This window comes from Bradyrhizobium sp. PRIMUS42, from assembly GCF_023006515.1.
Taxonomy (GTDB): Bacteria; Pseudomonadota; Alphaproteobacteria; order Rhizobiales; family Xanthobacteraceae; genus Bradyrhizobium.
In genome coordinates this window covers 1-21,638 of record NZ_JALBGZ010000017.1, presented here as the reverse complement: position 1 = coordinate 21,638, position 21,638 = coordinate 1, and the positions used below count along the sequence as shown (strand labels likewise).

The window sequence follows — 21,638 nt, the reverse complement described above, 5'->3', positions numbered from 1 at the left end:
AATGAGCCATGTGAACGAATTACTTCGTCCCCTCATCGCCATTCGTTCGCCGCGCGAACGGCACGGCAAAGCCGGCGGCGATCTTCACCAGATCGGCCTGCCTGCCAGCGCCCGTTTTTTCGAACAAGCGGCCGAGATGCGTTTTCACCGTCGTCTCGGCAATGCCGAGCTTTGCAGCAATGTCGGGGACGCCGCCGATCTCGATGATTGCCATCAGCACGCGCAATTCGGACGGCGTCAGCCTGAAAGCCGCGGCGATCGCGTCGGCTGCGAGCAATGGCAGCATGGAAGCTCTTTGAACGAAGAGCATCGTGGCCGCGACGTCCCGTGACGTGCTGCGATCCCGCTTCAGCGGAAAGGCATGGAGCAGATAATGCTGCCCATCAGCCGACGTCGCAAGCTCGATCTGACGACGAGTGCCTCCACCGATTTCGCACAGGCCGCGGAATATCTTGTCGGTCAGGGTGTTGCGGGCCACGATCCGGTCGCCGACCATCGCAAGCAGATTGGCGTCGGCGAACAACTGGCGGCATGCGGCGTTGGCATGGACGACGCGGCCGTCCGCGTCGAGCAGACAGATCGATGTGTTCAATCCGTCGAGGACGTCGGCTAGGTCGTCCACCGTATGGGAGCGGGCCCGGATCTGCCGGCCCATGATCTGCGACCGCTGGATATGCGGGGCAAGCAGCCTCATGCGCTCCCCCATCGCGTCGTCGACGGTTCCGCGGGAGCGATGACGCAACACCTGCAGGATCGTGGTGCGGGCGAGCGTGTTCTCGAGCGCGATCGTCGCAAGGTCTATCGCCCCTTGCGGTTCCACCCACTCGCGATGGAAGCTCGTCTCCAAAAATTGTGCATGGGGCATGATGTCGGTCACGCCGATCGTTTGGTCGCGGGCGAAAGTGAGGTGACGATCGAGCAGAGGATCGAACTCCACGTACCGGTCACGATAAAGCTGACGGAAGTGGGCATCGATTCCAAAATGCTGGTGAATCTCGATCGAAAGCCGCGCAGAATCCCTGGACAGGATCATCGCGGCACAGCCGCCGACGAAATGCGTAACCTGCTCCAGTACGCTGCTGCGCAACGCGGGATCGACCGCCGCATCGTAAATCTCGCCGATGAGGGACGAGAATCGATTTGCCTGCTGGACCGTCATCGGGCGAACGACGCAATCTGCGTGTGGCCCGCGCGCGGGTGGGAACTCGCGATCCGGGAACCGGCGGAGAAGACAGACCGGTCAATTGCCGCCTTCGACGAGGAAAAAACGTTGTAACTAGATGCTGGAATATCGAACATCGTCCTTGCGTAACGTCAACCGCAGGGTGCGGCTTGGACGGTTTCGCCAAAGACTAGGATAAATGCGAACAGCGCGCGGACTGTGTGCGATGAGTCACGCGCCTGTTCGTTGCCACCCGCTCATTGCCGTCGCCCTGTCGGCTTCAAAGCCGGCATCGGCAATCTATTTCCGGTTCTCCTCGCAGAACTTCAACGCCGCCAGCGCTTCGCCGGCACGCGGCATCTGCATCTCGATGCTGTCGTCGTCATCGTCCTCGAAATCGAGCGTGAGGCGCTTGGCCTTCGACAGGCGATCCATCATCGACTGGTCGTACTCGAAGATGCCGCGCACGGTGGTCTTGTCCATGACCTCCCACTTTGCCTTCTTCATGATGTCCGCATCGTCAGTACCGACATCGGCCCGAAGGATCTCGCCGACCTTCTCCCATTCCCAGCCATCGTAGATCATCACGATCACGATCGCCTTCTCGGAATAGGTGATCACGATGACGTAGTCGCGGTTCTCGTCATCCTTGTCCTTGTAGCCACGGCTCGCATTGCAGTGCGTATCCTGCGTACGCTTCTCGATGGTCCAGTCGCCGACCTTGGATTGTTGCGCTAGCGCCGGCCCGGCGCTTAAGGCACCCACGGCGAGCAAAATGGCAAGAAAAAAACGTTTCATGTCAGCCTCCGGCGCGTTCCCCAGGCTGAGATGACCACCTCTGCGGGAGACCCGCAAGGGCCGGCGCGGCCGCAAGAGGTGCCAGGATGCTATCCCGCCGAGGCATTTGGCGGGCGCCGCAGCGCACAAACCCGCCCGGGGTTCCCCCGCGAAACCGCATTCCCGATGCGACGAAACACGCCTGAAACAGATCGCCGGTTAAGTCGTTGTCAAAATAAATACAGGGACGGCCACCATGCAGTTCTTCCTCGACCTGATCTACGAATATTCCTGCTGCCAAAACCTCGTTGCCCAACCAGCGCGGGAGGACGAGCTATGATCGAGCTGATCTCCGCCCTGCTCGCCCTTTGTAGCGTCGGCGTCTTCGCGGCGCATGCGTTGGATGCCTACCGCACGACGCACTACTGACCGCTCCGCCATTTCCGGGCTAGAACGGCCGCCGGTAAAAATGCTCCGAATGCGTGGCCGGCGGAAACCGGTTGGCGAGCGCAAGGGCGCCCCTTTCGTCGGTTTCGAGCGCAATCTTTTGCGCCAGCATCACGTCGCCCGGCACCAGGAAGCCTGACGGGACGAAGCACCATCCCATCGTCGCCCGGCCTTCACCATCGATTTCGTGGACGTTGGCGGCGGTGCCGTAGTGTATGCGATAAGTCTTGCCCGTGTCGCCGCCAACGACGTCGAAATACCGGTGCTCCTCGAATTGCGCGCGTTGTGCGGGCGAGAGCCATTCGAAGAGCAGCCGGCGACCGCGAGCATCCGGCGTGTTCTCGCCGAAGAACCGCCGATAGAGTTCGCGCAGCGCATGCAGGCGCGCACGCGCCGGGGCGCGGAGCCAAACTGCCGCAAACATGAGCAGCTCAGATCAACCGCCGACCAGGCGGGGATAGAACAGTGTTTCCTGCGCGGTCGGATCGAACAATCGGATACGGGTCACCTCGCCCGGCCCGGTTCGCAGCGCGGCGGTGAAGCCGGCTCCGGTCAGCTCCCGAAAGCGCCGTTCGGCTCGCGCCAGCGCTTCGGCATTGCCAGGATCAAACTCGTGGCGCGTATCGCCTGTCTGATCCAAAACGATTTGGGTTGCCATGGTGAGTCTCCTCATGCCTAGCCCCGAACCTCATCAAAGCAAACGTCGTGCCGTCAGTTCCAGATGGCAACAACTTTCTCATGCCGGCGCATCACGCCTTGCTGAACGATTTAACGCGAGGCCGCGGTCCCTCCGCCTTCGTCGATCTGCCGGCCCATCAGCGCGATGGCTTTCTGATAGACGCCGGCGGCATTCCAGGCCTCGATCGCGGCGAAATTCGGCTCGCCCGGCTGGTAGCCGGCTCCCGCGCGCCAGCCATGAGCCCTGAGGAAATTCGCCGTCGAGTTCAGTGCATTGGCCGCAACTTCGAGATTGCCGGTGCCATAGGCCAGGATGTTCTTGGGCATGAACTGGGTCTGGCCGACCTCGCCATGCATGGAGCCGCGGGTCGCCCCCGACAGCGTGCCGCGGTCGATCAGCTTCAGGGCGGCGTAGAGCTGGTCGGTGAAGAATTCGGGGCGGCGGCAGTCATAGGCAAGGGTTGCGATCGACGACAGCATGTTCTGGTTGCCGCGCTGGCTGCCGAAACCGGTCTCCATGCCCCAGATCGCGATCAGGGGTCCGGGCGGGACGCCATAGCGCTGCTGGATGGAGGCGAACAAGGCAGCCTGCGACTGCTTGAGCTGCCGCCCCTTGGCGACGATGGTGGTGGCGCCGCGCTTGGCGAGGAACTGGTCGAGCGTCAGCTGGAAGCTGCGCTGGCCGCGGTCGGCCGCGATGGTGGCGCTGGCGTAGTTGGTCTGCATCAGCGCCGCGAGCGCAGTCTGGCCGACGCCCTTGCCTTGCGCCTCCGCACTGAACTCCCGCTTCCAGGACTCGAACCCCGCCGGCGAGCTGCCGCATTGCGCAGCCTCGGCGGTGGGCGCGAGGCAACCGAACAGCGCCATCGCGCCAACAATAGCTCCCGCAGCAGCCCTGCCCCTGATCATACCCTTGTCTCCCGTCCTGTACCGATCGGCGCCAATCCTACCCGGGCGAACGCGCCGACTCCATGGCCTGATCATAGGACAATTCGAGGCCTTCCAGATTGCCTTCCTTCCGCCATTTGTCGAGCAGCCGCAGGAATGCCACCGGCCCGCGCCAATATTGGCTGTTTCTTGCCGCGATCGGATCGAACACGCCCTCGTTGTTGTAGTAGCCGGGCGTGCATTCGGCCAGATAGGTCTGGCGGCCGAGCGCGGCCCTGACGACCTCGTCCACCCAGACGTTCTCGCCCACGAGCGTCGGCTCGAGCGTCCGCGCTTTGCGCTTGCGCGCTTCAGTGATCACATAGGCGATGTGCTGCGATTGCTCGTCGATTATGTGCGGGAAGTTGGCGCTCTGGCCAGCCTGCACCGTGACGATCAGAAAGCAATTCGGGAAGCCGCGGCTGTAGAAGCCATGCATCGTCTTGACGCCGTCCTGCCAGCGCTCGGACAGGCTGACGCCGTCACGGCCATAAACCTCGAAGCCCATGCGGCGGGCATAATCGGTGCCGACCTCAAAACCGCTGGCGTAGATCAGACAGTCGAGCTCGTAGGCCTTGCCGCCAGCCACGACGGCGTTCTCGGTGATACGTTCGACGCCTTGCCCCCTGGTGTCGACGAGATGCACGTTGGGCCGATTGAAGGCGTCGAGATATTCGTCGTGAAAGCACGGCCGCTTGCAAAACGCCTTGTACCAGGGCTTGAGCGCTTCCGCGGTCGCCGCGTCCTTGACGACCGCATCGACGCGGGCGCGAATCTCCTCCATCTTGCGGTAGTCGGCATGCTCGATGACCTTCAGCGCCTCCTCCATCGAGGTCACCGGTTGCGGCTGACGACGCGGCGCCAGCAGTATCTCGCCGAGCAGGCCGGTCCAGCCGTCCTGCACCAGGTCCCGCTCGAACGGTTCGCCTGAGATCACCGACGTAAAATTGTCCATGCGCTCGCGCTGCCAGCCGGGGGCTAGACTCTGCGCCCAGCCCTGATCAGTCGGCCGGTCGCCGCGCACGCCGATCGCCGACGGCGTGCGCTGGAAGACATAGAGCTCCTTCGCCGAACGGCCGAGATGCGGCACGCATTGCACGGCGGTGGCGCCGGTGCCGATGATGCCGACGCGCTTGTCGGCAAGGCCGGCCAGATCACCATCCGCGTTGCCACCGGTATAGGCGTAATCCCAACGGCTGGTATGAAAGCTGTGGCCCTTGAAGGTCTCGATGCCGGGGATGCCCGGCAGCTTCGGCCGGCTGAGCGGACCTCCGGCGAGAATGACGAAGCGGGCACGGATGCGATCGCCGCGATCGGTCTCGACCAGCCAACGCGCCTCCTGCTCCTGCCACACCATCCGCGAGATGACAGTCTGAAACAGCGCGCGCTCGTAGAGACCGAAATGACGGCCGATGCGGCGGGAGTGCTCGTAGATCTCCGGTGCCCGGGCGTATTTGCGCACCGGCATGTAGCCGGTCTCTTCCAGCAGTGGCAGATAGATGTAGCTCTCGGTATCGCAGGCAGCGCCGGGATATCGATTCCAGTACCAGGTGCCGCCGAAGTCGGCAGCCTTTTCCACGATGCGGAAATCATCGATGCCGGCCTCGCGCAAGCGGGCGCCACAGAGAAACCCGCCAAAGCCGCCGCCGACGATGAGCACTTCAGTCTCTTCACTGACGGCTGCGCGCGCAAATCCGGGATCGGCCCAGGGGTCGTCGAGGTAGTGGCCGAAATTGCCGGCTACCTCGACATACTGAGCCTTGCCCTCGGCCCGCAAACGGCGGTCGCGCTCGTCGCGATAGCGCGCGCGGAGAGCCGCAATATCGACCGTAGGTTCGCCGGCTGCACCGGTCTTGTGTCTTTCCGCTGACATGCATTTCCTCCACGGAGAGCGCTGCTTCGCCGGCAGCTCGGATCAGTTAGCCCCGAAAAAGCGACGCATGCAATCACGTCCCATCTTTTTGCGTGAACGCCACGCGACGTTCCGCTAACCTCAAGCGCAAATCACAAGCGTACGCCACGCAACGACGTGGCTCTGGAGGAGACCATGCAGGGATTGATGATGGACATGCCGCTTCTGATCAGCGGTTTGATCCAATATGCCGCGGACTATCACGGCGAAGCCGAGATCGTCGCGCGCGAGATCGAGGGCGACATTCATCGCTACACCTACGCGGACGCTCATCCGCGCATCAAGCGCATGGCGCTGGCGTTGAAGCGGCTCGGCATGAATCCCGGCGATCGCGTCGGCACGCTGGCCTGGAATACGCATCGTCATTTCGAGATGTTCTACGCCGCGCCCGGCATGGGCTATGTGCTGCACACCGTGAACCCGCGGCTGTTTCCCGAACAGCTGGTCTACATCATCAATCACGCCGAAGACCGCCTGCTGTTCATCGACCGCGCCACGCTGCCGCTCGTCGAGGCGATCGCGCCGCAGCTGAGGACGATCGAGGCTTACGTGGTGATGTCCTCGCGCGAGCGCATGCCCGAGACCAAGCTTGCCAACGTGCATTGCTACGAAGATCTTCTGGACAAGGAGAACGACGCCGGCTTCACCTGGCCGGAGTTCGACGAAAAGTCCGCCTCCACGATCTGCTACACCTCGGGGACCACGGGCAATCCCAAGGGCGTGATCTATTCGCACCGCGCCGCGATCCTGCAGACCATGACTTGCTGCAATTTCGACTTCCTGCCGGGACATGTCGAAGGCGTGCGCGAAGTGATGATGCCGATGGCGCCTCTCTTCCACGGCAATGGCTGGAACATGCCGTTCACCGCGCCCTATACCGGCTCGAAGCTGGTGCTGCCCGGCCGCAACTACGAACCCGACAAGCTCTACGAACTGCTCGAAGGCGAGAAGGTGACGCTGTCGGCGGGTGTGCCGAGCTTCTGGCTGATCCTGCTCGACTGGCTGGGCCGCACCGGTAGCAAGTTCTCGACGTTGCGCGCAACATTGTCGTCAGGCTCGGCGCCGCCGCGCGCCATGATCGAGAAGCTGAAGCGCGACTATGACATCGACTATATCCAGGCCTGGGGCATGACCGAGGCCCTCGGCTGCTCGATGCCGGGCTTGCGGCCGGGCTCGGAGCATCTCGGCGACAAGGAGAAGTTCGACCGGCGCCAGGTCTCGGGCCGCGCCTGTTTCGGCACGGCCTTGCGAATCGTCGACGATGCCGGCGTTGAGCTGCCGCGCGACGGCAAGACCGTCGGTCACCTGCGCGCCCGCGGGCCGTGGGTTGCGTCGGGCTACATGAAGCTCGACGAAGGTCTCGACCGCGACGGTTGGCTGATCACCGGCGACATGGCCGTGATCGATCCTCAAGGCCACGTCACGCTGACCGACCGCTCCAAGGACGTGATCAAGTCCGGCGGCGAATGGATCTCCTCGATTCAGCTCGAGGACGTTGCCTTGTCCCATCCCGATGTGCTGCAGGCCGCCGTGGTCGCGATCAACCATGAGAAATGGCAGGAACGCCCCCTTCTCCTCGTCGTCCGCAAGAAGGGCGCGACGGTCGACGGCAAGACGCTGCTCGATCACATGCGCCCGAAGATCGCGAGCTGGTGGATGCCGGACGCCGTCGAATTCCTCGACGAATTCCCGATGACGGGGACCGGCAAGGTGCTGAAGTCGGCCCTGCGCGAGAAGTTCAGGGAGTACCGCGTCGCGTGACCCTCCGCGATCGCGCACGGGCCTGTCCGTGCGCGATCGTCTTCATCTTTTGGTAGATTTGGAGGCGATATAGCGAGACGTCGCTAATCCCTTATCGAGGACACCATGGCGTTTTCCGGATTGGGCATGCATCTCGGCAATCTATCGCGCCTGTCGAATGCGCAGACGCGCTCGATCAGCCCCGAGAACTTCACCGGCGAGAAGGGCAAGGGCGGCATGTCCGTCGACGGCCCGGCCGCGCGCCAGGCGCGCGATCTCGGACAGGGCTGGAAGGTCTCGCCCTATGTCGTCATCGATCCGGGCACGACCTTCACGCTCGCCGACATCCAAGGTCAGGGCGCGATCCAGCAGATCTGGATGACGCTGGCGCGCGGACGGCTGCGCCACTCCATTCTGCGCATCTACTGGGACGACCAGGAACAGCCGAGTGTCGAATGCCCGGCGGGAGATTTCTTCGCCTGCGGATGGGAAGAGTTCGCGCAAGTGTCCTCGCTCGCCGTTTGCGTCAACCCCGGCCGCGCCTTCAACTGCTATTGGGAAATGCCGTTTCGCAAGCGCGCGCGCTTTACGCTGGAGAACCGCAGCGAGGAGCAGCTCACGGTCTACTACCAGATCAACTACGCCCTGACCGACGTGCCCGAGGACTGCGGCTATTTCCATGCGCAGTTCCGTCGCACCAATCCGCTGCCTTACAAGGAGGTCTACACCATCCTCGACGGCATCAGCGGCGCCGGCCACTATGTCGGCACCTACATGGCCTGGGGGGTCAACAACAACGGCTGGTGGGGCGAAGGCGAGATCAAGTTCTTCATCGACGGCGACGGCGAATTCCCGACGATTTGCGGCACCGGCACCGAGGACTATTTTTGCGGCGCGTACAATTTCGATCCCCATGTCGCACATGCCGGCCAGGGGCAATCCCGCTACGTGGAGTTCACCACGCCCTATGCCGGCCTGCCGCAGGTGATCCGCCCCGATGGCGTCTACAAATCGCAGCAGCGCTTCGGCCTCTATCGCTGGCACATCCCCGATCCCGTGCGCTTCCGCTCTGATCTGCGCGTGACGATCCAGGCGCTGGGCTGGCTGCCGGGCGCGAAGGAGGGAAAATACCTTCCCCTGCAGGACGACATTGCGTCCGTCGCGTTCTGGTACCAGACGCTGCCGACCGCGCCATTCCCGAAACTGCCCGGCCCGGACTATCTCGAAATCGGCTGAACCTGCGGCCGATCGATCAAGGAGACCAGAGATGCTCTACCCGATGTCGTCAAAAGTCGTCGAGCTCAAGCGCAAGCTCGAGAGCTTCATGGACCGGCACATCTATCCGAACGAAGAGCGGTTCTATCGCGAGGCGGAGGAGCTCGGGCCATGGAAGGTCTATCCCGTCGTCGAAGAGTTGAAGCCGCTGGCGCGCAAGGAAGGCCTCTGGAATCTGTTCCTGCCGGAATCCAGCCATGGCGCGGGCCTTACCAACCTCGAATATGCCCCGCTCTGCGAGGTGATGGGCCGCTCGCACCTTGCGCCGGAGGTGTTCAACTGCTCGGCGCCCGATACCGGCAACATGGAGGTGCTGGAGCGCTATGGTTCGGAGAAGGACAAGGAGCGCTGGTTGAAGCCACTGCTCGCAGGCGAGATCCGCTCCTGCTTCGCCATGACCGAGCCTGCGGTCGCATCGTCCGATGCGACCAACATCGAAAGCTCGATCGTGCGCGACGGCGACCATTACGTGATCAACGGGCGCAAATGGTACACGACCAACGCGACAGATCCCCGCTGCAAGATCTGCATCTTCATGGGCAAGTCCGATCCCGACAATCCCGACCGCCACAAGCAGCAGTCGATGATCCTGGTGCCGATGGACACGCCCGGCATCGAGGTAAAGCGCGCCCTGCCCGTGTTCGGCTTCTACGGCGTGCCTGACCGCGCCTCCGAGGTCGTCTTCACCAATGTGCGCGTGCCCCGGGAAAACATGTTGCTCGGCGAGGGCCGCGGTTTCGAGATCGCGCAGGGCCGCCTCGGTCCCGGCCGCATCCACCACTGCATGCGGCTGATTGGCCTCGCCGAACGCACGCTGGAGAAGATGTGCCGTCGCGTCCGCAGTCGCGTCGCCTTCGGCAAGCCGGTCTCGGAGCAGACGGTGACGCAGGAGCGCATTGCGGAAGCCCGCATCATGATCGAGCAGGCCCGGCTGCTGACGCTGAACGCGGCCTACGCGATGGACACGGTCGGCAACAAGGTGGCGAAGGCCGAGATCGCCATGATCAAGGTCGCCGTGCCCAACATGGCCTGCCAGATCATCGACTGGGCGATCCAGGCCCATGGTGGCGGCGGCACCTCGAACGATTTCGGTTTGACCCAGGCCTACGCCACCGCGCGTTTGCTGCGGCTTGCCGACGGACCGGACGAGGTTCACAGGAACCAGATCGCGCGGTTCGAGCTGAAGAAATATTCGAACGCGTAGGCAATTCGATGGCCCTTCCCGATCCCGACATCCGTCGCACCTGGCTCTTCGGGCCCGGAGCGGATCGCGCTGCGCATGCGAAGATGCTGGAGAGCGATGCGGATGCTCTCATCGTAGATCTCGAGGACTTTACGCCCCCCGCACGACGCGGTGAGGCACGCGGACTGCTCGACGGTTTCGTGAAAGAATGTCGCCGGCGGCAACGCCTTGCCGCCATCCGCATCAATGCCCTGGAGACCGATGGGCTGCTGGATCTTGCGGCAGCCATGACGGCGCGTCCCGACGTCGTCGCCTATCCCATGAGCGACAGGGCGGCCCAAATGCATGCCCTCGACGCAGCGATCTCCCATTGGGAAAACCAGCTCGGCCTCGACAAAGGCAGTACGGAAATCCTTCCCGTCTGCGAGACCGCGTTGGGAGTTATCGAGGTCCGCGCGATGGCCGCAGCCAGCTCCCGCGTTCGTTGTGCGCTCCTTGGAGCCGAGGACCTGGCCAATGATCTATGTGCCGAGCGGGGCGCGGATGGCCTCGAGCTCGACTATGCTCGAAGGCGCTTCCTAGTGGAAGCGCGTGCAGCAAAGATCGAACCGATCGATGCACCTTATACGTTCAGCGACGTCGGGGGCGCCGTTCGCGAGGCAACCCTATCCCGTCGCCTCGGTTACCGTAGCAAATCCCTGGTCCTGCCCGAGCACGTGAAGTGCCTCAATGATGTGTTCACGCCGGGAGCTGGCGAGATCGCGCACGCCGACGCAATCGTCGCGGGCTTCGAGGCCGCACGCAGCCGAGGCGAAGATCGCGCGCTCGTGAATGGCCTGTGGGTCGAAGTGCCGACCTATCGCAATGCATGCAGGCTGTTGGAACGCGCGCGTCGCCTGGGTGCGCTTCCGAGCGCGCCCTAGTTCAGCGCCTCGACCGTCATGCCGCCCGGTGCGGCAGGCCGTCCTCGCTTCAGTTCACCACGTACACATCCGGATCTGCGCTCCAGCTCGGCTTCTTGAAGGCATTGCGCAGGGCTGGTGACATCGGGACATTGTAGTTGAGGCCGTTCGGCGGCGTCGGCGATTGCAGCCATTTCTTGTAGAGCACCTCGATCTCCGGGCTGGCATAGAGCTCCGCCGTCGCGCGATCGGCGAGCGCCTTGAACGGCGCGTCCTCTCGCCGCAGCATGATGCCGTAAGGCTCCGGCTTCGAGAACGCCTCCTCGCTGATCATGTAGGCTTGCGGCTCCTTGGAGCGCGCAATCGCAACCGCCAGCTGCACGTCATCGAGTGCGTAAGCCTGGGCACGGTCGGTTTCCAGCAGCAGGAAGGCTTCGGCCTGGTCCTTGGCCGGCATCACATTGATGCCGAGATTGCGTTCCGTATTGACCTTGGCGAGCTGCGTCAGGTTGACCGAGCCAGCCACGGCCGTGACCGCCTTGCCCTTGAGATCGTCGATGGTGTTGATCTTTGCGGCCTTCTTGGCTGCAAATCGCGTCGCACTGAGGAAATGCGTGTTGGTGAAAGCGACCTGCTTCTGGCGATCGGCGTTGTTCGTGGTCGCCGAACAGTGCAGATCGAGCGTGCCGTTGACCATCAGGGGAATCCGGTTCGACGAGGTCACGGCGAGCGTGTCGACGGCGATGTCGGGCATGCCCAGCTGTTTCCTCACGGCATCGACGATCTTGAGGCAGATGTCCATGGCAAAGCCGACCGCCTTCTGGTTGCCGTCGAGATAGCTGAAGGGGACCGAGGCCTCCTGATAGCCGAGCGTGATCTTCTTGGTCTCCTTGATCTTCTGGAGCGTGCCGGACAGATCTTCGGCTGAGGCTGCACCGGCAAGACATGTGAGGGCCACGATAACGGTAGCTAGACGCATCGGCTGCTCCTAAGGGGCTTGCGCCTCCATGCCGGGCGCAGTCACGGCAGTTGATAGCGCAGGCGCGCTCCAGCCGCCAGACGTGCCTGCGCCTATCAGCTATCACAGCTTTCGATATGACGAGCGGCCGCTCGTTTGCGCCGAAAGGGTCCCGCCCGAACAGCGAGATGGCTGTTACGCCTCGATGCCGCGCTGGACCAGGATGCGCTCGGCACTGTCGTTCCAGACATCCATCTTGGTGATCTTGCCGTTGCGCACCACGAAACGGTCGACGTAGCGGTTGCCCTCGAAAGGTGTCCCATCCATCCATTCGCCGTAGAGCGTGCCGACGCTGTAGACCACGGTCTCGCCGTCGCCGGGGCAGACATCGAACCGGTCCATCTTCTTCTTGACCCAGCGGTAGCGCTTGGCGTTGAAGGCGGTCGGGCCGCGCGGATGGTCGAACTCGCGCCCGCCGGTGAAGGTGATCACGGTACCCGGCGCCATATAGGCCGCCGCAGCGTCCGGATCCGGGATCATCGATGCCGTGAGATAGGCCTCCACGATCGCGGCGTCGGACGACGGAACAGCTTCGGCTCTTGCGGCAACGGACATGGCTGGTTCTCCCGGAATTCGCGGAATACTAACGCCAGTCTCGCAAAATCCATGCATATATTTTGAACATCTCCCCCGCTACACTGCCGACAATCTGGAGCTGCCGATCCCGGCTGATTGCTCTAAATTCTGTCCGCAAGAGCCATGACCACCGAACGCGCCTTCGACCTGATCTTCCGTAATGCGCTGTTGCGATCATCCGCCGCGACCGTCGACATCGGCGTCAAAGCCGGCCGGATCGCCGCTATCGAGCCGAAGCTCGCCTGTGAGACGGTCGAGGTCGATATCGGCGGGCACCTGGCCCTGCCCGGTTTCGTCGACACCCACATCCATCTCGACAAGGCCTGCCTGCTCGACCGCTGCGGGCACAATCACGGCAGTCTCAGTGACGCCATCCGGGCCGTGTCGGCAATGAAACGCGACTTCACCGTCGAGGACGTCTACGCCCGAGGCGCCAAGGTGCTTGAACGCGCGATCGTGCACGGCACGACGCGCATGCGCACGCATGTGGAGATCGATCCACGGATCGGCCTGCGCAGCTTCGAAGCCGTGAAGGCGCTGCGGCGCGACTACGCCTGGGCGATCGACCTGTCGCTCTGCGTCTTCCCGCAGGAGGGCCTGACCAACGATCCCGGAGCTGAGGACCTGCTGGTCCAGGCCTTGCGTGACGGCGGCGGCGTGATCGGAGGCTGTCCTTACACCGACACCAGCCCGAATGCGCATCTCGAACGCATCTTCGATCTCGCGCAGGAGTTCGACGTCGATGTTGACCTCCATCTGGATTTCGATCTCGATCCCTCCTGGTGGCATCTCGACGAAGTTTGCCGGCAGACCGAGCGGCGCAACTATCAGGGACGGGTCGCGATCGGCCATGCGACAAAACTCTCGGCCCTGCCCCCGGAGCGGATGAAGGCTGCCACAGCGCAGCTGGCAAGAGCCGGCATCGCCGTCACCGTGCTGCCCGCGACCGATCTGTATCTGATGGGGCGCGACGCCACCCACAACGCGCCGCGCGGGCTGACACTCGCGCACAGGCTCGCGGGCGACGGCGTCGTGTGCTCGATCGCGACCAACAATGTGCTCAATCCCTTCACGCCGTTCGGCGACGCCTCGCTGCTGCGGATGGCAAACTTCTACGCCAACGTCGCGCACGCCTCGGTGAGGGATTTCGACACCTGCCTCGATCTCGTGACCGAACTGCCGGCGCGGCTGATGAACCTCGACGACTACGGTATCAAGCTCGGCAACCCCGCCGATCTCATCGTGCTCGATACGAAGGACAGCCGCTTCGCTATCGCCGAGCTCCCCGATATCGTGATGGGCTTCAAGAGCGGCCGACAGACATTCGCGCGGCAGCGGCCCGCTCTGTTCCGGCCCGGGAGCTGAATGCGCTTCCGGACGAACTTCCAACGGTAAAATCGTCAGGAACACAGCTGATCATCGGGCCATTTCGTTCCAGTTTCACTGCCGATTCCGGCCCGAAATCCGAGTCCGGTAGAATCCCGGACCGTAGCTGTGCGCATTGAACAAGAGGCCGTCTGGATCATACTAAGGGGGCGCTCTGAACCATCTGAGTTCAGTCGAGAAGTATGTATATGTTCAACGCATTCAGTAGCATCGATTATCGCTCCATTCGGGCCAACACGCCCGCGGAAACGGCCGTCAAGCGGCTGACTGGAATCGGCGAAGTGCTATCCAGCCTCGATATCTCGGCGATCCACACGCAAGCCGACATGACCCGCGCGCTCTTGGCGCTCGATACGGCCGACAAGTGCATCCGCATGATCCTCACGGAGTTCCGCACCGCGCCCGCCAAGGAGCAGATCGTCCGCAAGGCCAAGAGCCTGGTCGACTTGATCGAGCTCGCCCGCGACGAAATCTCGAACTATCGCGACGCCTGCACGGTCTTGAGCTGAACGCACGCGTTCGGCGTCAGCGCTTGATCTTCGCCAGTATCCGATCTGCCTCGGTACGCCAATCGGCGCTGCGAGCGAACTCCTTGGTGCCCCTGGCACCGAACAGCCCTTCGTCGGCGAGATCGGCCACCCACGCCTGCCGTTCGGCTGTGCCCTGCGCGGACCATGGCGTCAGCCCTGCCTCGCACACGGTCTCGGCGACCTCACGCACTTCTTCGGCACGCCGGCGGCCGTGCTCGATCACGCGCTGGAAGAAATAGGCGCCCTGCTTCTCCCAATTGATGGCGGGGAACGTCTCCCCGAGCGAGGCCAGCACCGCATCTTCGACCCCATAAGCGCGCGCGGTCGTAAAGCTCTCGATGACCATGGCCTCCAGGCCCTTGATCATGATGCTGCGGCACATCTTCACTGCCGAAGCCACGCCGAGCTTGTCGCTCGCAACCTTCGCGGCAAAGCCGATCGCGTTCAGAAGCGGCTCGATCTCCCTCGCGCCGGAACCGCCGAGCAGCAGCGGCACCTTGATGCGATAAGGCGGCACCGATGTCATCACCGCACCCTCGACATAGCGGCCGGCAGCGCCATCGATCAGTGCCGCCGCGCGCTGCTTTGCGCCGGGAGATGCCGAGTTGAAATCGAGGAACCAGCTGCCCTGGTTGATCGCAGTCGCACAGGCCTTCGCCACCGGCACAGCCTGGCTAGCGGTGACCGCGGAGATGATCAAATCGCATTTGGCGGCCAACTCGGCATGAGAGGGTGCGAGCGTCACGCCGAATTTCGCCGCATGCTCTTTCAGCGGTGCGCCATGGTCGCCACCGAGCTTGATATCATAGGCAGCGAGTTTGATGTCCTGCTGGCGCAAATCCTCGGCCAAAATCCTGCCGACCTCACCATATCCGACCAGCCCGATCTGCCATCGCCTCGGATCCGCCATCAGTTCAATCCTCGCGTTGTCGCGTCGAACAGCTCCTCGACCGCATAGCGGCGCGGGATCAGCGCCTGCTGGAATGTGTAGTCGACGATCAGCTCGAGCGGCTTCCTGTTCGCCTCTACTCCGAACGGAACGAGGTCCAGCGAGGCTGCGGGCCCCATCTGCTCTTTATTGCGCTTGAGAAGATCATAGACGCCCACGACCACGTCGGGGCGCGATTTCGCGAGCTGCTCAGTCACGACCACGAGATGGTTGACCGGCACGACGCCGCGCCGGGCATACCATTTGGCAGCTTCTGCAGCGGGATCGGGAAATAGAGGCTTTAGCTTCGGATCGTTCGAGGCCTCGCCGAGGACCGCGTCGAGCTCGCCGTCGAGCAGCATCTGCAGGATCTTCTTGTCCTTCGGGGCACGCTCGGTGGTGTCGACATATTCGGCGACGTGAGGATCCTCGAAGGTGATCCAGCGAATCTTGTCGAGGTTCACGCCATAGTCGTTGGCGAGAATCCCCCTGATCCAGGCGCCGGTCGTCGTCGTGAACGAGCGGATACCGACGCGCTTGCCTTCGAGATCGGACGGCCCGAGCGATCCCCGTGCAGGATTGTAGAGCGCGTAGGAATGCTGGAAACGGCCGAGCATGGTCGCCGGCAGGAGCACAAGCGGCTTGCCATGCGCCTTCGCCATCAGAAAGGTGACGATCGCCATCTCGCAGACGTCGAAGGCCTGCTCCCGCACCATCGGCTTGAACGCCGTGTTGGTGGGCGTGTACTCGATGAAGTCGAGATCGAACAGCTCGGAGCGGAGCTCCCCGCTCTTCACCGCCTGGACGTGGGGATGACTGCCGAGCACAGCTTTCAGCTTGAGACGATCCATCTACTCGCTCCGCCTCTCGTCGCTCTCAGACGTCCTCGGGGTTGTCGACGTAGACGAGACCCGCCTTCGCCAGCGCTTCGCGCATGCTGTACATGTCGAGGCCAAGCTCGCCAGAGGCAAGCCGCTCGCGCTTGCCACCTTCGTCCGCGTTGCGCTTCTTCGCCTTCTCAGCCACTTCGGCGGCATACCGCTTCGGCACCACCACGACGCCATCGTCGTCGGCCACGACGATGTCGCCGGGATCGACACTGACGCCGGCGCAGACCACGGGAATGTTGACCGAGCCGAGCGTCGCCTTGACCGTGCCCTTGGCCGAGACCGCGCGCGACCACACCGGAAACTTCATCTCGTGCAGCGCTTTGACGTCGCGGCAGCCGGCGTCGATGATCAGGCCCTGCACGCCGCGCGCCTGCAGCGAGGTCGCCAGCAGCTCACCAAACATGCCGTCGGTATTATCGGTGGTACAGCCGACGACGAGGATGTCACCCTTCCTGCATTGCTCGACTGCGACATGAATCATCCAATTGTCGCCGGGCTGCGCCAGCACGGTGACGGCAGGACCCGCAATTGCCGCGCCCGACCAGACCGGTCGCAAGTAAGGCTTCATCAGGCCGACGCGCCCATAGGCCTCGTGCACGGTCGAGACGCCGTATTCCGCCATGCCGGCGGGATCGGCGCGCTTGATGTTGCGAACGACGACCGGCTTCATGCCAGCTCCTCCGCGACGGTCGGGAACAGGCGCTGATAGGCTTCGCCATAGGTCATGGGCACGCCGGTGTTGCGACTGCCCTGAATGCCGCGATTGAGCGCGACGCGCTCGTAATAGCCCCAGAGATGTTTCTGCGCGGCCAGGATCTGGAACGCTTCGTACTTCTCCTTCCAGACCTCGTCGATCTTGAGAAGCAGGTCGGGCTTGTAATTGCACTGCTCGGGCTGGTGCGGCTCGAACAGGAACACCGGCGGCGCCGAATATTTGTACTGCGCGCCGGGCTTGTGGCCCATCGCCTGCGCGACCACGCGCGTCTCCTGCGCGAAATGCGCCGCGTTGGGATGGTCGAAATTATAGGGGTCCGCCAGCGCATGCGTCAGCACGAAGCTCGGGTTGAGCTCTCGGTAGATGTCGACCATGCGGTCGAAATGCGCTTCAGTGAGCTTCAGCGGATAGTCGCCGCAGTCGAAGAACTCGATCTCGGCGCCCAAAAGCTTCGCCGCCCGCTCCGCCTCGTCCTTGCGCCCTGCCTTGACCGATTCCAGCGTCGCGCCCTTCTCCTTCCAGGCGAACTGACTTTCGCCGCGCTCGCCGAAGGACATGCAGACGATCTTCATGCGATAGCCCTTCTTCGCATGCAGCGCGATGGCGCCGCCGGCGCGCCAGACGAAATCGCCGGGATGGGCGGTGATCACGAGACCTGTTTTCATGGGACACTCCTTTCGTTCGTATTCATCCCGCGCAGCTTGTCGATCGTCAGCGACGTCATCGGTCGAACCCGAACAGGCGCGCGGGATTGTCGACCAAGATCTTCTGCTGCAACTCCGGCTCCGGCGCGAACAGCGGAATGAGGTCGACGAGATCGCCGTCGTTCGGCATCACTTTGACGTTGGGATGCGGCCAGTCCGTGCCCCAGATGACGCGGTCGGCGGCGGTCTCGACGATTTTTCGTGCGAACGGCACGGCATCCGTGAACGGCGGACCGCTGGACGACACCCGCTCCGAGCCGCAGATCTTGACCCAGCATTTCTCGTCACGCAGCATCAGCCCGATCAGGATCTCGAACGGGAGCTGGTCGAGCCCGTCGGACGCCTTCACCCGTCCCATATGGTCGATGGTGTAGCTCAGCGGCAGCTTCGCCAGCATGTCGGCATAGTCAGGCAGGTCGACCGCGTCGAAATGCAGGTCGATATGCCAGCCGAGCGGCGCGACCATGGCGATGACGCGATCGAACATACCCTTGTCGGGGACACCGCCGAGATGGCGGACGAAATTGAAGCGGCAGCCGCGGAAGCCGCCCTCGTGCAGCACGTGAAGCCCGCGTTCGGTGATGGTCTCGTCGATATTGGCGACCGCCCGGTAGGCGCCATTGCTCTGCGCGATGGCATCGAGCGCCACCGTGTTGTCGGTGCCGTGCACGCTGGCATTGACGATGACGGCGCGCTCGACGCCGAGCCTGGCATGCAGCGCACGGAAATCCTCCAGCGGCGCATCCGGTGGCGTGTAGGAGCGATCGGGCGCGTAAGGGTACTTCACGCCGGGACCGAAGATGTGACAATGCGCATCACACGACAGCTTCGGCAGCTTGAACTTCGGCGTGCGCGTATTCGGGTCGGGCGGCGGAATGGTCGGAGTGTACATCATCGTCATCAGGTGAACCGCCGAAGCGAGACGCTCGTTCAAGTCTTGCTGCTGACGACCGGCCGCCGCCGCGCCGGCGCGGCATGATCGAGCGGCGGCGCCTGGAATGCGGCAACGGTGGCCTGCACCAATTGCTCGATGGCATTGGCGGCATCGCCGCCGTCGGCCTCGCCGCGCGACAGGCGCGAGACGCGGTCCGGCGTCACCAGCGAATAATAGAGCGCTCCGAGCAGGAAGTGGCTGCGCCAGACGATATCGGTGCGGGGGATATGCGGCAGGCTCTGGTGGATCGCATCGATGAAGGCGTGGCTGGTGTCGTCAAAGGTCTGCGCGATGATTTTTCGCGCGACCTCGTTACCTTCGGCCGACATCACGGCGCGCAGCCGCGTGAAGCGCGCCCCGCCGCCGGCGAGATCGCTGCCGGAGGTGAAGGCCGGCACCACATAGGCGCGCACGATCGCCTCCAGCCGGTCCTGGAGATCGCGCACGCGCCTCGCCGCCGCGAGCAGTTCCGAACGGCGCAGGTTCATCGGCCCGCAATGGCGCCGGTAGATCTCCAGCAGCAGGCCGTCCTTGGTCTTGAAATGGTAGGTCACGCTGCCGGGATTGGCCCCGGCCGCCACCGCGATGTCGCGCACCGAGACGGCATTGAAGCCGTTGATGGCGAACAACTCCTCGGCCGCGGCGAGGATCGCCTCGCGCATGTTCGGCTTGCGGGCCGATTCCTTGCTGGTGGGGTTGCGTACCATGTGATTTGTACTATCGTACAAAAGATCAGGTCTCGTCAACAAAAACCATGGGCGACGTCCAGGACGGTTCGGAGACGGTCGCACGGATGCGAATGCCTGCAAGGAGTGCTGGGAAAATGCTGGGTTTGAACAAGAGAATTGGCGGTTTGGTGCTGGGTGCCGGTCTGCTGCTGGCCGGCGCCGTCGAGGCCGCAGACAATTATCCGAGCAAGCCGGTCCACATCCTGGTCCCCTATGCGGCCGGCGGCGCGGTCGATGTACTCGCGCGCACGCTGGGACAGGCACTCGCAAAAACCTGGGGCCAGCAGCCGGTGGTCGACAATCGCCCCGGCGCCGGCGGCATCGTCGCCTCGCAGGCGTTGACGCAGGCCGCGCCTGACGGTTACACGCTGATCCTGGTCGCGAGCGGTCATCCGCTCAACCAGTTCATCTATCCGAGCGTGCCGTACGACACATTCAAGGACTTTACCGCAATCACCGAAGTCGCTTCCTCACCGCTCGCGATCGTCGTGGCCAAGGACAGTCCCTACAAGACACTCGGCGATCTCCTGGCGGCTGCGAAGAAGGAGCCGGACAAGCTCTCCTACGGCATGTCAGGCAACGGCACCTCGGCGCATCTGGCTGGCGAACTGTTGAAGCATATGTCCGGCACCAAGATCGTCGCGATCCCCTACAAGGGCGGCGCGCCCGCGCTAACTGCCGTGATCGCGGGCGAGATCCCGCTCAGCATCAATCCGCTCGCCGAGGCGATCGGCCAGCTCGAAGGCGGCCCGGTGCGTGCGCTCGCCGTGACTTCGGCCGAGCGCTCCAAGGCGCTGCCCAACGTTCCGACGATCGCGGAAGCCGGTGTATCCGGCTATGACGTCTCGGTCTGGTGGGGCGTCCTCGGCCCGGCAAAGATGCCGCCCGAGATCGTGGCAAAGCTCGAGACCGATCTCAAGGCGGCGCTGCAGGATGCGAATGTGCTGTCGACGCTCGCCAAGATCGGCGCAACCCCGGTCGGCTCAACGCCCAAGGAGTTTGACGCCTATATGCACGCCGAGGCGACCAAATGGGAGCCGGTGCTGAAGGCTGCCAACATCCGCGCGCAGTGAGGCTCTTCAGCTGAGCAGGTGGCTGCGCGGCGCGATCAAGGCCTCACGCGAGTAGACCGTTGACCCGTTGCGGCGCGTGCGTCAGCACACAGATTGCGACGACACGCGGCGCGCACGACGCGAATACCGCCAGCGCGTACAGCACCGAACTTTAATTCCGGTTGCTGCAAATCAACGCAACAACATGGACAAAGCGTCATTTGTGTTTTGCACGGCTCTGCGCGAGCACGGTCTGGAGAACACCGAGGACGACGAATGAGCAAACCCGCATTGTTGCGACTCCATCGCTGGATCACTCTGGTCTTCGCTCTTCCTCTGTTCGCGATCATCACCACCGGTCTGATCCTGTCCATCGAGCCCCTTGTGCAAACGAGTGGCATTGGCGGTCCCGCGATCGAGGCTGGCCGTGTCGTCGAGTTGGTGACGCGGTATGATCCCGACGGCAAGGCGCGCGGACTCTCGATCAACGCGGGCAGCCGGCGCATGACCCTGCAGGGGATCAGCACGCCGGCGATTGATCTTGCAACCGGCGAAGCTGCCTCGGCGGGTTCGACCCTGTCGAATCTCTTCCTCTGGGCGCGTTTCACGCATGAGCGTCTGATGGGGCAGGCCTGGCTGGTGACGGCATCCACGCTCGCCATGGTGATCATCCTGCTGCTTGGCATTGTCATGGGAATGCCGCGGCTGCGCAACTCGCTCTCGGGATGGCACAAGGGGACCGCGTGGTTCACGCTGCCGCTGATCCTGCTCAGTCCGTTGACCGGCCTTTGCATGGCGCTCGGCCTCACCTTTCAGACGGCACCTGCTCCGGCCGCGGGTAGCGGTCCCCTCGCCCTGCCCGACGCGGTGCGAATAGTCGCGGCCTCGCACGAGTTGTCGCATGTGATCTCGATCGGCACACGCGGCGGTCGCATGATGGCGAGACTCTTTGACGGTGGAGAGTTGCGGGCCTATGCCGTCACGTCGTCGGAGATCACACCGCTGCCGCGCAACTGGCCGCGCCTGATCCACGAGGGAAACTGGTCGGCCCTGATCGCCTCGCCGCTCAATGTCGTGACGTCAATCGCGCTGTTAACGCTGCTGTCGACCGGTCTCCTGATCTGGGCGCGGCGAACGCTGCGCAAGCGGCGACCGCGCGCGGACGGGCCAGCCG

The 21,638-nt window shown here is 63.5% G+C and carries 22 protein-coding genes; 8 read left to right on the top strand and 14 right to left on the bottom strand.

Translation table 11 applies throughout. The features are described 5' to 3' along the window. Nucleotides 1-19: 19 nt before the first annotated feature. From MOV75_RS03765 to MOV75_RS03740, 6 genes are all read right to left on the bottom strand, one after another. Nucleotides 20-1,159, bottom strand: coding sequence for a helix-turn-helix transcriptional regulator (locus MOV75_RS03765; protein ID WP_246919781.1), 1,140 nt, complete (start codon nt 1,157-1,159; stop codon nt 20-22). A 303-nt stretch (nt 1,160-1,462) separates the two neighbouring features. After that, on the bottom strand, nt 1,463-1,960 hold the full coding sequence (locus tag MOV75_RS03760) for a hypothetical protein (protein ID WP_246919778.1): 498 nt from the start codon (nt 1,958-1,960) through the stop codon (nt 1,463-1,465). 427 nt (nt 1,961-2,387) lie between these two features. Beyond that, entirely contained in the window at nt 2,388-2,810 is a 423-nt protein-coding gene (locus tag MOV75_RS03755) for a hypothetical protein (RefSeq protein WP_246919775.1), read from the bottom strand. A 12-nt stretch (nt 2,811-2,822) separates the two neighbouring features. Further along, nucleotides 2,823-3,044, bottom strand: coding sequence for a hypothetical protein (locus MOV75_RS03750; protein WP_246919773.1), 222 nt, complete (start codon nt 3,042-3,044; stop codon nt 2,823-2,825). Between the two features lie 110 nt (nt 3,045-3,154). Further along, the gene (locus MOV75_RS03745) at nt 3,155-3,973 is read right to left on the bottom strand and encodes a lytic transglycosylase domain-containing protein (RefSeq protein WP_246919772.1); all 819 of its coding nucleotides are present in this window, start codon (nt 3,971-3,973) and stop codon (nt 3,155-3,157) included. Nucleotides 3,974-4,010: 37 nt separating this feature from the next. Further along, nucleotides 4,011-5,864 carry an NAD(P)/FAD-dependent oxidoreductase gene (locus MOV75_RS03740; RefSeq protein ID WP_246919771.1) on the bottom strand — a complete coding sequence of 618 codons (1,854 nt, stop codon included), beginning with the start codon at nt 5,862-5,864 and terminating at the stop codon, nt 4,011-4,013. A gap of 174 nt (nt 5,865-6,038) precedes the next feature. Here MOV75_RS03740 and MOV75_RS03735 point away from each other — a divergent pair, with 174 nt between their 5' ends. The 4 genes from MOV75_RS03735 to MOV75_RS03720 all read left to right on the top strand — a co-directional run bounded on the left by MOV75_RS03735 (nt 6,039) and on the right by MOV75_RS03720 (nt 11,024). Then, a complete protein-coding gene (locus MOV75_RS03735; RefSeq protein ID WP_246919770.1) occupies nt 6,039-7,664 on the top strand; it encodes a long-chain fatty acid--CoA ligase in 1,626 nt (541 codons plus the stop codon). 105 nt (nt 7,665-7,769) lie between these two features. Beyond that, complete coding sequence (locus tag MOV75_RS03730) at nt 7,770-8,879, top strand: glycoside hydrolase family 172 protein (protein WP_246919769.1); 1,110 nt, start codon at nt 7,770-7,772, stop codon at nt 8,877-8,879. Nucleotides 8,880-8,910: 31 nt separating this feature from the next. After that, nucleotides 8,911-10,122: an acyl-CoA dehydrogenase family protein gene (locus tag MOV75_RS03725; RefSeq protein WP_246919768.1), complete on the top strand. Its 1,212-nt coding sequence runs from the start codon at nt 8,911-8,913 to the stop codon at nt 10,120-10,122. A gap of 8 nt (nt 10,123-10,130) precedes the next feature. After that, nucleotides 10,131-11,024, top strand: a complete 894-nt coding sequence (locus tag MOV75_RS03720; protein ID WP_246919767.1) for a CoA ester lyase — start codon at nt 10,131-10,133, stop codon at nt 11,022-11,024. A gap of 49 nt (nt 11,025-11,073) precedes the next feature. Here the strand turns inward: MOV75_RS03720 and MOV75_RS03715 are convergent, their stop codons facing one another. Continuing rightward, nucleotides 11,074-11,982, bottom strand: a complete 909-nt coding sequence (locus tag MOV75_RS03715) for an amino acid ABC transporter substrate-binding protein (RefSeq protein ID WP_246919765.1) — start codon at nt 11,980-11,982, stop codon at nt 11,074-11,076. Between the two features lie 174 nt (nt 11,983-12,156). After that, on the bottom strand, nt 12,157-12,576 hold the full coding sequence (locus MOV75_RS03710; RefSeq protein WP_246919763.1) for a nuclear transport factor 2 family protein: 420 nt from the start codon (nt 12,574-12,576) through the stop codon (nt 12,157-12,159). Between the two features lie 144 nt (nt 12,577-12,720). Between MOV75_RS03710 and MOV75_RS03705 the strand changes: the two genes are divergently transcribed. Then, nucleotides 12,721-13,962, top strand: coding sequence for an amidohydrolase family protein (locus MOV75_RS03705; RefSeq protein ID WP_246919761.1), 1,242 nt, complete (start codon nt 12,721-12,723; stop codon nt 13,960-13,962). A gap of 209 nt (nt 13,963-14,171) precedes the next feature. Then, entirely contained in the window at nt 14,172-14,492 is a 321-nt protein-coding gene (locus MOV75_RS03700) for a hypothetical protein (protein WP_246919759.1), read from the top strand. 16 nt (nt 14,493-14,508) lie between these two features. Here the strand turns inward: MOV75_RS03700 and MOV75_RS03695 are convergent, their stop codons facing one another. From MOV75_RS03695 to MOV75_RS03670, 6 genes are read right to left on the bottom strand one after another with little or no spacing between them, the layout of a single operon-like run. Then, nucleotides 14,509-15,426, bottom strand: a complete 918-nt coding sequence (locus tag MOV75_RS03695; RefSeq protein WP_246919792.1) for an NAD(P)-dependent oxidoreductase — start codon at nt 15,424-15,426, stop codon at nt 14,509-14,511. Next, a complete protein-coding gene (locus MOV75_RS03690) occupies nt 15,423-16,292 on the bottom strand; it encodes a hypothetical protein (protein WP_246919758.1) in 870 nt (289 codons plus the stop codon). The genes MOV75_RS03695 and MOV75_RS03690 overlap by 4 nt, the downstream gene beginning before the upstream one ends. Before the next feature lie 25 nt (nt 16,293-16,317). Continuing rightward, complete coding sequence (locus tag MOV75_RS03685) at nt 16,318-17,001, bottom strand: 4-carboxy-4-hydroxy-2-oxoadipate aldolase/oxaloacetate decarboxylase (RefSeq protein ID WP_246919755.1); 684 nt, start codon at nt 16,999-17,001, stop codon at nt 16,318-16,320. Beyond that, nucleotides 16,998-17,711: a PIG-L deacetylase family protein gene (locus tag MOV75_RS03680; protein ID WP_246919752.1), complete on the bottom strand. Its 714-nt coding sequence runs from the start codon at nt 17,709-17,711 to the stop codon at nt 16,998-17,000. The genes MOV75_RS03685 and MOV75_RS03680 overlap by 4 nt, the downstream gene beginning before the upstream one ends. A gap of 55 nt (nt 17,712-17,766) precedes the next feature. Continuing rightward, nucleotides 17,767-18,651 (bottom strand): amidohydrolase, encoded by an 885-nt coding sequence (locus MOV75_RS03675; protein ID WP_246919790.1) that lies wholly within the window; start codon nt 18,649-18,651, stop codon nt 17,767-17,769. A 29-nt stretch (nt 18,652-18,680) separates the two neighbouring features. After that, entirely contained in the window at nt 18,681-19,391 is a 711-nt protein-coding gene (locus MOV75_RS03670; protein ID WP_246919749.1) for a TetR/AcrR family transcriptional regulator, read from the bottom strand. A 116-nt stretch (nt 19,392-19,507) separates the two neighbouring features. Between MOV75_RS03670 and MOV75_RS03665 the strand changes: the two genes are divergently transcribed. Next, the gene (locus MOV75_RS03665; RefSeq protein WP_246919746.1) at nt 19,508-20,485 is read left to right on the top strand and encodes a tripartite tricarboxylate transporter substrate binding protein; all 978 of its coding nucleotides are present in this window, start codon (nt 19,508-19,510) and stop codon (nt 20,483-20,485) included. 255 nt (nt 20,486-20,740) lie between these two features. Then, a partial coding sequence (locus MOV75_RS03660; protein ID WP_246919743.1) for a PepSY domain-containing protein occupies nt 20,741-21,638 on the top strand: 898 nt, incomplete at its 3' end.